The 13,678-nt window shown below is 73.9% G+C and carries 12 protein-coding genes; 6 read left to right on the top strand and 6 right to left on the bottom strand.

Annotated elements, in window-relative coordinates; all coding sequences use genetic code 11:
- Positions 1 to 143 precede the first annotated feature (143 nt).
- The 3 genes from gmd to AC068A_RS13705 all read left to right on the top strand — a co-directional run bounded on the left by gmd (position 144) and on the right by AC068A_RS13705 (position 4,944).
- Positions 144 to 1,157: a GDP-mannose 4,6-dehydratase gene (gene gmd / locus AC068A_RS13715; protein ID WP_478584539.1), complete on the top strand. Its 1,014-nt coding sequence runs from the start codon at positions 144 to 146 to the stop codon at positions 1,155 to 1,157.
- A gap of 241 nt (positions 1,158 to 1,398) precedes the next feature.
- Positions 1,399 to 4,176 carry a LamG-like jellyroll fold domain-containing protein gene (locus tag AC068A_RS13710; RefSeq protein ID WP_478584537.1) on the top strand — a complete coding sequence of 926 codons (2,778 nt, stop codon included), beginning with the start codon at positions 1,399 to 1,401 and terminating at the stop codon, positions 4,174 to 4,176.
- A 93-nt stretch (positions 4,177 to 4,269) separates the two neighbouring features.
- Positions 4,270 to 4,944 carry a hypothetical protein gene (locus AC068A_RS13705; RefSeq protein WP_478584536.1) on the top strand — a complete coding sequence of 225 codons (675 nt, stop codon included), beginning with the start codon at positions 4,270 to 4,272 and terminating at the stop codon, positions 4,942 to 4,944.
- A 91-nt stretch (positions 4,945 to 5,035) separates the two neighbouring features.
- On the opposite strand, the gene AC068A_RS13700 is transcribed toward AC068A_RS13705, so the two are convergent.
- From AC068A_RS13700 to AC068A_RS13685, 4 genes are read right to left on the bottom strand one after another with little or no spacing between them, the layout of a single operon-like run.
- Complete coding sequence (locus AC068A_RS13700; RefSeq protein ID WP_478584535.1) at positions 5,036 to 6,535, bottom strand: CoA transferase; 1,500 nt, start codon at positions 6,533 to 6,535, stop codon at positions 5,036 to 5,038.
- A 31-nt stretch (positions 6,536 to 6,566) separates the two neighbouring features.
- Entirely contained in the window at positions 6,567 to 7,208 is a 642-nt protein-coding gene (locus AC068A_RS13695; RefSeq protein WP_478584533.1) for a hypothetical protein, read from the bottom strand.
- Positions 7,209 to 7,263: 55 nt separating this feature from the next.
- Entirely contained in the window at positions 7,264 to 8,382 is a 1,119-nt protein-coding gene (locus AC068A_RS13690) for a glycosyltransferase (protein WP_478584531.1), read from the bottom strand.
- A complete protein-coding gene (locus AC068A_RS13685; protein ID WP_478584529.1) occupies positions 8,379 to 8,918 on the bottom strand; it encodes a WcaF family extracellular polysaccharide biosynthesis acetyltransferase in 540 nt (179 codons plus the stop codon). Before AC068A_RS13685 ends, AC068A_RS13690 begins: the two co-directional genes overlap by 4 nt.
- 97 nt (positions 8,919 to 9,015) lie before the next feature.
- On the opposite strand from AC068A_RS13685, the gene AC068A_RS13680 reads away from it, so the two are divergent.
- Positions 9,016 to 10,545, top strand: a complete 1,530-nt coding sequence (locus AC068A_RS13680) for a hypothetical protein (protein ID WP_478584527.1) — start codon at positions 9,016 to 9,018, stop codon at positions 10,543 to 10,545.
- A gap of 63 nt (positions 10,546 to 10,608) precedes the next feature.
- Here AC068A_RS13680 and AC068A_RS13675 read toward each other — a convergent pair whose 3' ends face one another.
- Positions 10,609 to 11,112, bottom strand: coding sequence for a MarR family winged helix-turn-helix transcriptional regulator (locus tag AC068A_RS13675; RefSeq protein ID WP_478584525.1), 504 nt, complete (start codon positions 11,110 to 11,112; stop codon positions 10,609 to 10,611).
- A 71-nt stretch (positions 11,113 to 11,183) separates the two neighbouring features.
- Here AC068A_RS13675 and AC068A_RS13670 point away from each other — a divergent pair, with 71 nt between their 5' ends.
- Together AC068A_RS13670 and AC068A_RS13665 are read left to right on the top strand one after the other, a co-directional pair.
- Entirely contained in the window at positions 11,184 to 12,383 is a 1,200-nt protein-coding gene (locus AC068A_RS13670; RefSeq protein WP_478584523.1) for an MFS transporter, read from the top strand.
- Between the two features lie 64 nt (positions 12,384 to 12,447).
- Positions 12,448 to 13,170: a CDP-alcohol phosphatidyltransferase family protein gene (locus tag AC068A_RS13665; RefSeq protein WP_478584521.1), complete on the top strand. Its 723-nt coding sequence runs from the start codon at positions 12,448 to 12,450 to the stop codon at positions 13,168 to 13,170.
- Here AC068A_RS13665 and AC068A_RS13660 read toward each other — a convergent pair.
- On the bottom strand, positions 13,151 to 13,633 hold the full coding sequence (locus AC068A_RS13660; protein WP_478584519.1) for an FAD synthase family protein: 483 nt from the start codon (positions 13,631 to 13,633) through the stop codon (positions 13,151 to 13,153). The genes AC068A_RS13665 and AC068A_RS13660 overlap by 20 nt on opposite strands.
- Between the last annotated feature and the right edge of the window lie 45 nt (positions 13,634 to 13,678).

Raw genomic sequence — 13,678 nt, 5'->3', positions numbered from 1 at the left:
CCGCCCTGACGGCCGTCCGTCCACACCGCGCGAAGCCGCCGGGACCGCCCCGTGTACGGTACGCATCCAGCCCCGGCCCGAAGCCGATCCCCGAGGCGCAGCCTCACCACTCCAGACCGAAACGATCCCCAGGGGGACCCCACATGGGCAAGACCGCACTGATCACCGGCGTCACCGGGCAGGACGGCTCCTACCTCTCCGAGCTTCTGCTTTCCAAGGGCTACACGGTGCACGGGCTCGTGCGGCGGTCCTCCAGCTTCAACACCGAGCGGATCGACCACATCTACCAGGACCCGCACACCGCCGACCGGTCCTTCTTCCTGCACCACGCCGACCTCTCCGACGGCGTCGCGCTCGTGAACCTGCTCCGGGAGATCAAGCCCGACGAGGTCTACAACCTCGGCGCCCAGTCGCACGTGCGCGTCTCCTTCGACGCCCCCCTCTACACCGGCGACGTGACCGGCCTCGGCGCGCTGCGGCTGCTGGAGGCGATCCGCGCGAGCGGCGTCGACACCCGCATATACCAGGCCTCGTCCTCGGAGATGTTCGGTGCCACCCCGCCGCCGCAGAACGAGAAGACCCCGTTCCACCCGCGCAGCCCGTACGGCGCCGCCAAGGTCTTCGCCTACTGGACGACGGTGAACTACCGCGAGGCGTACGACATGTTCGCGGTCAACGGGATCCTCTTCAACCACGAGTCCCCGCGCCGCGGCGAGACCTTCGTGACCCGAAAGATCACCCGGGCCGTCGCCCGCATCAAGGCCGGCCTCCAGGAGCACCTGTACCTCGGCAACCTCGACGCCGTCCGCGACTGGGGCTACGCCCCCGAGTACGTGGAGGCCATGTGGCGGATGCTCCAGCAGGACGAGCCCACCGACTACGTCGTCGCCACCGGCGTCCCCGCGACCGTCCGCCAGTTCCTGGAGTCCTCCTTCGCCCACGCGGGCCTCGACTGGAACGAGCACGTGCGCTACGACGCCAAGTACGAGCGCCCCAGCGAGGTCGACGCCCTCATCGGGGACGCCTCCAAGGCGCAGGAACTGCTTGGCTGGAAGCCGACGGTCCTGGTGGACGAACTGGCGCGGATCATGGTCGACGCGGACATCCGCCAGGTCGAGGACCAGCTGGCGGGAGCAACCATCCGGATCGACCGCTGAGGCCTTATATTTCCCCTACGATTTGCCGTGTCCCGGCCATTGGCGCAGCGTCTGCGGCTCGCGCCGGGGCAAGACTTCCGTATGTCCGCTGTGCGCCCTCGCTGCTGAACCCTGTGTTCCGATGTGGTACGCAGAGGGTCAAGTGAGGTGGCCGGGCCCCGCGTGAGCCCTGGTCTGCGTCCGTACATACGGCTGTTCGGATAGTTCCAGCCATACACCGGGCGATTGCCCTGGGGGGTTCATGCGTAGATCCAGAGGGCTGACTGCCGCCCTCGTCCTGTCACTGGCCGGTGCCGGAACGGGGATAGGCCTGGTGCTGATGCCCCAGGCGTCCGCCATCACCCCGCCGGTGGCCTTCACCGCGGACAGCCTGCCGACCTGGCAGCCCAACGGCGTCGTCTTCGCGATGGCCCAGGCGAACGGCACCGTCTTCGCCGGCGGCACCTTCTCGGCGGTCCGCCCGCCGGCCGGCGGCTCCGGCGCCGAGCAGGAGGCGGTGAACTTCGTCGCCCTCGACGCCGCGACGGGCAACCCCACCTCCTGCAAGCTGGCCTTCACGGTCAGCGAAGGCACGGCGACGGTGCGCGCCCTGGCCGTCTCGAAGGACAACAAGACCCTCTACGCAGGCGGCTACTTCGGTGCCGTCAACGGCACCCCGGTCTCCAGCCTCGCCGCGATCGACATCGAGAGCTGCAGCCCCAAGGCCTCCTTCCACCCGGGCTTCCCCGCCACCGTGCGGGCCCTCGCCGCCTCCGACGACACCCTGTACGCGGCCGGCGACTTCAACACCGTCGAGGGCCAGACCCGCGAGCGGTTCGCCGCGGTCGACGCCGCCTCCGGCGCGGTCAAGCCCTTCACCGCCAACGCCGACGAGCCGGGCCGCGCCGTCGCGGTCACCCCGGACGGCAAGAACGTGCTGCTCGGCGGCGACTTCTTCGCGGTGAACGGCTCCAACACGCACGCCCTGGCCGTGGTGGACGCCATCTCCGGCAAGGTCGCCAAGACCTACGACAACATCCCGTCGAACTCGGTCGTCAAGTCGATCGCCACCGACGGGAACGGCTTCTACACGGCCAACGAGGGCTCCGGCGGCGGCGTCTTCGACGGCCGCATCGGCCTGCGCCTGAGCGACTTCGGGGAGAAGTGGCGCGACCGCTGCCTCGGCGCCACCCAGTGGGTCCTGCCGTACGACGGCGTGCTCTACAGCTCCTCCCACGCGCACGACTGCTCCACCGAGCTGGAGTTCCCCGACGGCAAGCGCCACCACCTGCTGGCCCAGCCGACGGACCACACCGGCACCGCCCCCGCCCCCGTGGACGGCTTCGTCCGCGGTCCGCGCAAGCTCGGCTGGTTCCCCGACACCAACGACGGCATCGGGGAGGGCATCGGCCCGCGCGTCATGGCCGTCGCGGAGAAGGGCGACACGAAGTACATGTGGATCGGCGGTGAGTTCACCACCGTCAACGGCGTCGAGCAGCAGAGCCTGACCCGCTTCGCCTCCACCGGCGACCGCGGCGCGCCGACCACCCCGGTGGCCAGCGCCGGCAGCGTCAAGCCCGGCGAGGTCCAGGTCCGCTGGCGCACCAGCTACGACGCGGACGACAGCAAGCTGACGTACCGCATCTACCGCAACGGCTCCAGCACTCCGGTCCACACCATGACCGCCGAGTCCCTCGAGTTCGAGCGGCCGCAGGCCTCCTGGACCGACACCACCGTCAAGGCCGGCCAGTCCTACACCTACCGGGTCACCGCCACCGACGCGGCCGGCAACACCAGCGCCCTGTCGGCCACCGCCTCCGTGACCGTCCCGAACAGCCAGCTGGCCTACCCGGCCCAGGTCCGCGCCGACGGCGCCCAGCTGTACTGGCGCTACGACGACACCGTCAGCCCGTACACGGCCGACTCCTCGGACGGCGGCAACACCAGCGGCGTCCAGGTGGGCGCCCCGGCCCTGCGCCAGGCACCCGGCGCCATCAGCGGCGCCGGCACGGCCATGGGCTTCAACGGCACCAGCCAGCAGGTGTACAGCGACCACCGCCAGACGGTCGGCAGCAGCTACACCATCGAGACCTGGTTCAAGACGAACACCACGCGCGGCGGCAAGCTCGTCGGCTTCGGCAACAACACCACGCGCAACAGCGGCTCGGCCGACAAGCACATCTACCTGACCAACGCCGGACGCCTCGTGTTCGGCGTGTACAGCGGCTCGGCGCGGACCATCGCCACCGGTCTGTCCGACACGTACAACGACAACAAGTGGCACCACGTCGTCGCCACCCAGGGCCCGTCGGGCATGGCGCTGTACGTCGACGGCCAGAACAAGGGCACCCTGAACGTCACGGACTCCGCCTCCTACGCGGGCTACTGGCACGTCGCCGGCGACAACCTGTCCGGCTGGCCGAACCGCCCCACGAGCAACTTCTTCGCCGGCCAGATCGACGAGACGGCCGTCTACCCGAAGGTACTCACGGCAGCCCAGGTCAAGAACCACTTCGACCTGGCGAAGGCCCCCTCCGACACGGTCTCCAAGGTCACCGCGACCGAGGACACCTACGTCAACCAGGGCGCCCCGAGCGCCGCCAACGGCGCCGCCACCTCGCTGGCCGTCCGCGGCAACCCGCTGTACCAGACCTACCTGCGCTTCAACGTGCCGGCCGCGCCGGCCGGGCAGGTCCTGAAGTCCGCCGTCCTCCAGGTCAAGACCTCGACCCAGAGCGGCGCCGGCACCGCCGACACCGTCTCCGTCGTCCCGGTCACCGGCACCTGGAGCGGTGACACCACCTCGTACACCACCAAGCCCGCCGTGGGCGCCACCCCGCTGGGCACCTTCGCCGCCATCCCCGACGGCTCGGCCCTGCACAGCGCCCAGCTGGACACCGCCGCCGTCACCGCGGCGCTCGGCACCAGCTACAGCGTGGCGCTGACCGGCACGGGCACCGACCCGCTGTGGCTGTGGTCCAAGGAGGCGACCGCTGCGGACGCCGCTCCGCAGCTGATCCTCACCTTCGGCCCGAAATAACCGCATGAGGGAGCGCGGGGCCCGGCCATCCACGCCGGGCCCCGCGCTCGCTCCGCCTCCCCCGAACCACCGGCAAGTACAGGAGCCCTCCTGATGTACCGACGCTCCGCAGCGGCTGCTGTTCTGCTGGCCGCAGCCCTGACCCTGACCGCCTGCAGCTCCGGCGGCGGCAGGTCCGACGAGGCGGCCAAGCCCAAGCCGCCGGCCGCCTCGTCGGTCCCGGACCCGGCGGACGCCACCGACGCGCCCCCGTCGCCCGGGGCGAAGCCGACGGGCCCCGTCCTCCCGGACGCGAAGCTCACCCCGAAGACGGGCAGCTTCACGGACAAGGAGAAGAAGTACCTCAGCGGCCGGGTGCCCGAGAAGATGGACCCGGCGGCCTTCCTCCAGACCGGGCAGGAGTCCTGCCAGCGGGTGGAGCGCACGGCCAAGCGCGACAAGGACGCGGCGACCGGGGCCGTCATCGCCGGCGAGATCCCCGACGCGACGAACGCCATCACCCACCTGTGCCCGGAGCAGAAGCCGATCCTGGCCGCCGCCGAGAAGGGCTTCCCGGACGGCACCCGCCCGGCGCCCGCACAGGGCACCTACCGGGCGCTGACCACCCAGGGCGCCGCCTGCACCTGGCAGGTCAAGGGCAAGGACGGCGCGGTGCTGGCCTCCGGCCCCGAGACCGCCCCGAAGCCGGGCGACAAGATCACGGCCACGATCCCGGCGGGCGCGGCGGAGTTCACCTCCACCGGCTGCTACGCCTGGATCCCGGCGTAACCCGCGCCACCACCAGCGCCCCCGCGGGCCCGGACCACCGGGCCGGCGGGGGCGCGGCCGTATGCGCGCGGCCCCGCTTTGAGGGCCCCGGCTACGGCAGGCCGCCGGCCGGCAGCCAGCGGGCCGGGTCGGCGCCCCAGCGCGAGGGGCCCGCGGGCCAGTCGCCCGGACCCGCGGCCAGCGGCGGCGCCGCGTACCGCAGCGTGCCGTACGCCGACGCGGTCTCCCGCAGCCACGGCCCGGGCCCGTACGCCCCGGGCCCGTACGCCCCGGGCCCGTACGCCCCGGGCCCGTACGCCCCGGGCCCGTACGCCCCGGGCCCGTACGCCCCGGGCCCGTAGGCCGCTCCGGCCCCCTCGCCGGCACCCGCGGACCCGTCCAGGCCCGGCGCCGGCTGCCGCGGCACCTCCCGGACCAGCCAGGAGGCCGTCCCGGCCAGCGAGAACCGCAGCACCCGCCCGCCGCCGTCCGCCAGCGCGCGCAGCACCCCGGCGGCCAGCAGGTACCCCGTCCCGTGGTCCAGCGCCTGGGCGGGCAGCACCCCCGGCGCCCCGTCGGGGCCGGCCTCCGCCGCGGCGATCCCGTACCCCGCCTGGACCAGCGAGTCGAAGCCCCGCCGCCCCGCCCACGGGCCGTGCCGGCCCCAGGCGCACACCTGGGCCACCACCAGCCCCGGCCGCCGCGCCACCAGCTCCCCGGCGGACAGGCCGTACCGGTCGAGGGCACCCGGCCGGTACCCCGTGACCACCACGTCGGCCCCCGCCAGCAGTTCCCCGAAGGCCTCCCGGTCCGCCCGGTCGGCGAGGTCCAGGCACGCCGAGCGCTTCCCGAAGCCGGTGTCGGCGTGGGCGTCGTCCGCCTCGGGCAGCCTGGGCGGGTCGATCCGCAGCACGTCGGCGCCGAGCAGCCCGAGCGTGCGGGTGGCCACCGGCCCGGCGATCACCCGGGTCAGGTCGAGCACCCGCACCCCCGAGGCGGGCAGCCGGCCCGCCCCGAGCCCCCGCCCGCGCCCGCCGGTCTCCCGCACCTCCACCAGCGGCTGCGGCGCCCCGAACCCGTGCGCCACGGCCACCGCCAGCCCGCCCGCCGCGTACACGGCCTCCTGCACCTCGACGGCCTCCCGCCCGGCGAGCTCCGCCCGCAGCCGCTCCGGCGTCAGCCCGTCGGACCCGGACCCGGACCCGGCACCGAGGGCGCGTTCCAGCGCGCCCCGGTGGTGCGGATAGTTGGCGTGCGTGCGCAGCCATCCGTCGGCGGTGCGCCAGAACCCGGACAGCGGCGCGAAGGACACCGGGGCCCGCCCGTCGACCCGCAGGTGCCGCTCGCTGGTGAAGGCGGTCGACACGGCCCCCTCGTCGACCACCAGGCCGGGCAGGTCCGCCACCGCCCTTCCCGCCCGTACGGCCGCCAGCTCGGCGGCGGCCAGCGAGCACACCCCCACGGTCGCCCGCGCCAGTTCGGGCACCGGCAGCCGGGACGCGCCCAGTGCCCCGGAGCCCCGGTACCCCACCCGCCCGCTCAGTTCGGGCGCACCGCCGAGCGCCGTCCACGCCTGCCGGGTCGCCGCGTCCCCGTCGTCATCGATGATCATCCGCTTATTCTCGGGCGCGGGAACCCGGCTGTCAGGAGTAGGCGATGGCGCAGCCGCGGCGCAGCGCGTGCTCCGCCGCCCCCAGGTACAGCGCGGTGAAGTAGGCGGCGTCCAGGTCGTCCAGCCAGGGGCCGGCGCCGCCGTCGGCGGCGGCCTGCTGCACCTCCGGGCCGGCGAACCAGTTCGTCAGCGCGAGGTTCCCGCCGTCCCGCGGCACGCTGTCCGGCAGCCCCAGCACCCCGGCCAGCCGCCGGCCCGCCTCGGCGGTGCGGTGCGCACTGCGCACCCGGGCCCCGTCGCCGCCCAGCTCCGCCGAGACCGGCAGTTCGATGACGCCGTGGAAGTCGACCGGCACCAGCACGTCCCAGCCCAGCAGGGCCTCCTCGCACCGCCATGCGGCGGGCTGTGCCCGGCACAGCGCCTCCAGGCCGTCGTACGGCCGGTTCACCTTCTCCTCGAACCGCTCGGGCGGGCCCTCCGGCCACCCCGGCCGGTTCCGCCGGCCGAACCGGCCCAGCAGCCCGGCCGGCTCCGGCTGCGGTGCGGCGGCCGCCGGGGTGAACGTGCCCAGCCCCCGCCGCGCCAACTCCTCGTCGAGAGCGGCGCCGAGGGGCCCGTAGACCTCCCCGCCCGCCCATTCGGCCGCTTCCACGTCCACCACGTAGATCCCCATGGGCCCAGGCTAGGGCGGGCCACTGACAGCCAACGGAACATCAGCGGCCGTGGTATCAGCGGCGACGGGCCGCCTCGTAGACGGGCAGCAGGGTGTCGAGGACCGCGTCCATCGAGAAGGACTCCGCGGCCAGGGCCCGCGCCGCCCGGGAGGCGGCCGCGTTCGCCGCCGGGTCCAGCAGGGACAGGACCGCCGCGGCCACGCCCGCCGCCCCCGGCTCGACCGCGAGGCCGGCGCCCGCCGCCGCGACGTCCTCGGCCAGCCCGTTGGAGTGGGTCACCACCGTCGGTACGCCCACCGCGAGGGCCTCCAGAACCGACATCGGGAACGGCTCGTCCACCGACGGCAGCACGTACACGTGGGCCCGCCGCAGCTCCGCCTGCACCTCGGCGCCGGACAGCGCCCCCGGCACGGTGAACCGGTCCGTCAGACCGAGTTCCGCGATGCGGGCGAGGACGGCGGCCCGCTCGCCTTCGTCGGGCCCCGCGACCACGAACTCGGCGTCCGGGTGCGCGGCCAGGACGGCCGGGGCCGCGTCGACGAAGTCCACCGGCCGCTTGCGGGCCTGGAGTCGGGCCGAGTACAGGATGCGCGGCGGGCCGCTCGGGGCCGGGCGGGCCTCCTGCGCCGGGGTGCCGTTGACCAGCCGGACCGCGCCCGGCAGCGGCCCGCCCACGACGGCGTCGAGGCCGTTGCGCTCGTACGGGGTGAGGTACAGCACCGCGTCCGCTCCGCGCAGCAGCCGGCGTACGGCCAGCGCGTCGAGGACCTTGGCGAGCAGTCTGCCGCTGGGGTCCACCATGCCGTGGGTCTGGAGGACGAGGGGCCGCCCGGCGCGCAGCGCCGCCAGGGCCACGGGCAAGGTGACCAGGTCCCGGGCCAGGTGGACGTGGACCACGTCGGCGTCCCGTACGAGGCGCCCGGCCGACGCCAGCAGGGCCGGCGAGGTGATGCCGCTGAAGCCGAGGGGAAGCAGCCGGCGGGCCGGGAACAGCCGCGCGGGGACGCCCTCGACCGAGGTGGGCCAGGGGTCGCCGAAGCCCTCGCCCAGGGCCACCAGGCGGGCCTCGTGGCCGCGCGCCCGCAGCCCCCCGGCGAGGTTGAGCGCGACCCGCACCGGCCCGCCGAAGGCGTGCGAGGGGGAGTGCAGGGTGACGGCGTGCAGGACTCTCACTTCGGCTCCTCCACCGGGCGGCGCTGCCCGTCCGGGGTCTGCAGGGTGAGCGCGGGAAGGTCCTTGTGGACCACCGATCCGGCGCCCGCCACCGCGCAGCGGCCCACCGTGACCCCGGCCAGCACGGTCGCCCGTGCCGCCACCCACGCGCCGTCCTCGACGGTGATCGGCGCGTTGCGGTAGCGGAAGTCCGCGGCGCGGTGGTCGTGGGAGCCCGTGCACAGCATGGCCTCCTGCGAGATGCACACGTGCGCCCCGATGTCGACCGGCTCCAGGTTGAGCAGCCAGGCCCCCTCGCCGATCCACGTGTGGTCGCCGACGGTGAGCTTCCACGGCCACAGCACCCGCACCCGGTGGCGTATCAGGACGCCCTCGCCGATCCGCGCGCCGAACGCGCGCAGCAGGGCCACCCGCAGCCGGGCGGGGCAGAACCACGCCATGAACACCGTGTTCATCACGGCGAACCAGAGCGCCTGGGTCAGCAGCCCGCGCCCCTTGTCGTACCCGGCCAGCGTGAAGGCAGGAAGATCACGCAACGGTCGCCCCTCGTCGTTCCACCCCGGACGCGCCTCCCCGGCGCGGCCCGCTCAGACTAGACTGCGCGCGGACCAGGCACATGGGGTGGGGGCAGCAGTGGCAACGGAGATACGCAACCCCCTCCTCGCGGCGTTCCGGCCGGAGGCCCGCACCCCCTTCGAGGAGGCGGACGCGAACCGCTGGGGCCGGGTCGCCAGCCCCCGCACGCTGCTCTCCCGCGCGCTGTCGGTCCCGCTCATCCTCGGCTTCACCGTCTTCCTGCCGCTGTTCGTCGCCAGCCAGTCCGGCGACGGCCAGCGCGACGCGGCCTTCTGGCTCCAGCTCCTGCTCACCATGTACGCGGGCGCCCGCCTCTCGGCGATGGTGCTGACCAGCCGCCGCAAGCTGCTCCAGGGCTCCTTCTGGCTCTTCGTGTACATGGCCATGGGGGTGGCCCCGCTCGCCCAGGCGGTCCTGGGCCGGGTGCCGACCCCGGTGGTCGGCCCCCGCTCCGACCTCACCCTGGCCATCGGCCTGGTCCTGCTCGGCTGTACCGCGTTCGACGTCGGCGTGCTGCTCGCCCGCCACCGGCCCGCGGGGCGGGCGGGCGGCTCCCGCAAGGAGCGCCGCCCGGCCATGGCGCACCGGCGCCGCCTCCAACTGCTGACCGTGCTGGCCTTCCTGTGCAGCGGCGTCTTCGTCCTCAAGCTCGGCGGGCCGGCGGTGTTCTTCTCCAGCCGCCAGGAGATCATCGCGGGTATCGAGGAGGCGGGCGTCTCCAACGGCGACGGCCAGGCCGGCCAGGCGTTCCTGCGCGGCTTCGGCACCGTGCCGGCGCTGCTCGCCCTGCTGCTGTACACGCGCTGGCTGATCACCTCGAAGTACGCCCGCCGCAAGGTCTCGGTCATCGTGACCTGGGCGGGGCTGTGCGCGCTGAACCTGGTCGTCAACAACCCGATCTCGAACCCGCGCTACTGGTTCCTGACCGTCATGTTCGCGCTGCTCTTCACCGTCTTCCCGGTGAGCGCCGCGATGTACCGGGTCGCCCTGTCGATGGCGGTCGTCGTGGCCCTGCTCCTCTTCCCCTTCGCGGACCGCTTCCGGTACGACGAGAAGAACTACAGGCCGGTCGAGACGACCTCGTTCCTGGAGCCGCTGGCCCTCAAGGACTACGACCAGATCGGCATGTTCGCGAACACGATCACCTTCTCCGAGTCCGGGCCCGGCCACTTCTACGGCAACCAGCTCGCGGGATCGGTGTTCTTCGCGGTGCCGCGCTCGGTCTGGCCCGGGAAGCCGCGGGACACCGGCGTGATGGTCGGCCAGTGGATGGGCACGGTCAACACCAACCTCTCCTCCCCGATCTGGGCGGAGCTGTGGATCGACTTCGGCCCCCTCGGCATGGGTGCGGGGCTGCTGGGCATGGGGTACGCGGCCGCGCGCGTGGACCGGCGGTACGCCAAGCGGGCCACCCGCCGGGCGCCTCCGGGCAGCCTGATCTCGGTGGTCGTCCCGCTGGTCGCCGGGTACTCGTTCATCCTGCTGCGCGGGCCGCTGCTCCAGGCCTCGGGCCGAGTGGCGATCGCGGCGCTGTGCCTGGCGCTCGTGGCGACGTACCGGACGGACAAGTCCACCACCCTGCGCTGAGCGCCGGGGATCCGGGCCGCGCGGAGGGTCCGGCTCCTTCGCCTCGACGTGGCGGAGGTCCGGCTACTTCGCCTCGACGTGCAGCAGCATCCGCTTGAGGAGGGCCGAGAGGGCGGCGCGCTCCGCGTCGTCGAGGGGCTCGATCATCTCCGCCTCGGCGATGCCCCGCCAGCGCATGGCCTCGCGCCACCGCCGGTGGCCGGCGTCGGTCAGTTCGACGTCGACCCGGCGGCGGTCGCCCGTGGCGCGCACCCGGCGGATCAGCCCGGACCTCTCCAGGCTGTCGAGGCGGCCGGTCATCCCGGCGGGGGAGAGCAGCAGTTCGGCGGCGAGTTCGGCGGAGGGGGCCCGCCAGGGCTCGCCGCGGGAGGCGAGCCGGTGCATGGTCTCGAACTCGAACTCCTGCAGGCCGGTCTCGGCCAGCGCCCGCTCCTTGCCGTACTTGACGTGCTTGGCCAGCAGTTGGATCCGGGTGATGACCCCCTCGGTGGGCACGTCGAAGGGCACCTTGCCGCTCCAGCGGGCGATGTGGCGGTCGACTGAGTCCTCTGGGTCCACTGCGTCCATGCCGGAAGTATCGCACCCCGGGGCACTTATTTCGTTGACGAATGATTCGCTGGCGAAATAGTCTCACCGTCATGACCTCGCCGATCAGGCGGCTCCTCGCCGGCCGCACCGCCGCGGCCCTCGCCACCGCCCTCATCCCCACCACCCTCACCCTGGCCGTCGTGCCCACCGGTTCGGCCGGCGACCTCGGCATCGTGCTCGCGAGCGAACTGCTGCCGATGCTGCTCCTGCTGCCCGTCGCCGGCGTCGTCGCCGACCGCCACCCGGCCCGGCGGGTCGTGCTCGCCGCCGACCTGCTGCGCGCCGGCGCCCAGGCGGCCACCGGGCTCCTGCTGCTGGCCGGCCCCGTCCGGATCGGCTGGCTCGCCGTGCTCGCCGCGGTCACCGGCGCCGGCGTCGCCTTCGGCAACCCCTCGGCCCGCACCCTCGTCGCCGCCGTCGTCCCGGCCCCGGACCGGCTGCGGGTCAACTCCCGGCTGGCGGTGGCCAGCGGGCTCGTCCAGATCGCCGGACCCGCCGCGGCCGGCTCCATGATGCTGGCCCTCGGAGCCGGCTGGTCCTCCCTCCTCACCGCCGCCCTCTTCGCCGCCTCCGCGCTCACCCTCGGCAGACTGCACCCCGCCCCCGCCGCCCCCGCCGCCCGGGCCGGTTTCGCCGCCGAACTGCGGGACGGCTGGGCCGAGGCCCGGCGCCACCCCTGGTTCCTGGTCAATGTCCTCGCCCACGGGGTCTGGCACCTCGCGGCCGGACTGCTGCTCACCCTCGGGCCGCTGATCGCCGTGGAGAGCCTGGGCGGGGCCGGCACCTGGGTCGTCATCGCCCAGGCGGGCACGGCCGGGATGCTCGCCGGGGTCTGGGCGGCCGGCCGGCTCCCGATCCGCAACCCGCTGCACGGCGTGGCCGTCGGGGCCGCCCTGCAGGCCCTGCCGCTCGCCGCCCTCGGGCTGCGGCTGCCGTTGGCGGCGACGGCGGCCGCCTACTGCGTCGCCATGTTCGGGCTGGGGATGCTCAGCCCCCTGTGGGAGACCGAGTTGCAGCGCCGTATCCCGCTGGAGGCGCTGGGCCGGGTCGGCTCCCTCGACACCCTCATCTCGTTCGCCGCCCGCCCGCTGGGCCTGGCGGTGGCCGCCCCGCTGGCGGGGGTGACGGGGACGGCCGTGCCGCTGCTGGCCGCCGCCGTGCTGAGCGCCGCCGCGAACCTCGGCGTCCTGCTGCTTCCGGACGTCCGCCGGCAGCCGGCGGACCGGGAGCCCGCCGTCGCCCTGCGATGATGTGGCCTTCGTACACACGTGCCTTGCCCGTGCGCGTGTGCCGCCGCCGGGATCAGGGGTATGCATGTCACGTTTCGGAGCCGCGCTGCGGGAGCTGCGCGGGGCGCAGAAGTCGGCGAAGGGAGTCTCGCTCTACTCGCGGTACGCCAACCGGCCCGCGGGGCGGTACCTGGCGGCCTCCTCCTACGTCCTCGGACTGACTCCGAACCAGGTGACGCTGGTCAGCGCCGCCTTCAGCTTCGCCGCCGTGGCCGCCGTGGCCCTGGCCGCGCCCTCGTGGGGGCTGGGGATCGCCGTGTGGGCGGCCCTTGCCGTCGGCTTCGCCTTCGACTCCGCCGACGGGCAGCTGGCCCGGCTGCGGGGCGGGGGCAGCGCGGCCGGCGAATGGCTCGACCACGTCGTTGACTGCGCCAAGCTCACCGCGCTGCACACCTGCGTGCTGATCGCCTTCCACCGCTTCCCCGATGCGTACGGGACGGGCGGCGCGGGCTGGCTGCTGGTGCCCCTGGGCTTCCAGTTCGCCGCGATCGTCACCTTCTTCGGCGGCCTGCTGACCGAGAAGCTCAAGCCCAAGCCGGCCCCCGGCAGCCCCGCCGCCGCACCCTCGACGCTGCGCGCGGTGGCGTTGCTGCCCGTGGACTACGGGGTGTTCTGCCTGGTCTTCCTGCTGCTCGGCGGCGGAGCGCTGTTCCGCTGGGCGTACGCCGGGCTGGGCGCCGTCGCGGCGCTGTTCCTGCTGGCGTTCCTCGCGAAGTGGTTCCGGGAGCTCAGCGCCGTTCCGCGGTGACGGGCTCCGCGGGCGGTTCGGCGAGCGCGTCCAGGGCCCGGCGCAGCTGGGTGCTGGACGTGTGCACCGTGTAGGGGAAGTACACGACGTCGACGCCGACGGCCGCGAAGTCCCGCTCCAGCTTGTCGCCCTTGGCGGTGCCCCGCCAGTCGTCGCCCTTGAAGAGCACGTCGAAGCGGACCTGCTTCCAGGTCTCCACCTTGTCCGGAACCGTCTCGACGAACGCGGCGTCCACGTACTTCACACTGCGGACGATCTCCAGCCGCTCCACCAGCGGGATCATCGGGCGGCGCCCCTTGGCCAGCTCGGCCATCTCGTCGGAGACCACGCCGGCCACCAGGTAGTCGCACTGACTCCGGGCGTGCCGAAGGATGTTGAGGTGTCCGATGTGGAAGAGGTCGTACGCGCCCGGCGCGTAGCCGACTCGATACGGTCTGCGCGCGCCGGCGCCACGTTCGGACATGTCCCGCTCCGTCATGAGTTACCCCCAGCAACCACACCCCCCGGT

Source organism: Streptomyces sp. NPDC043854 (assembly GCF_056436005.1).
Note: the sequence above shows the minus strand (reverse complement) of the source record. Positions and strands in the feature narration are given on the sequence as shown.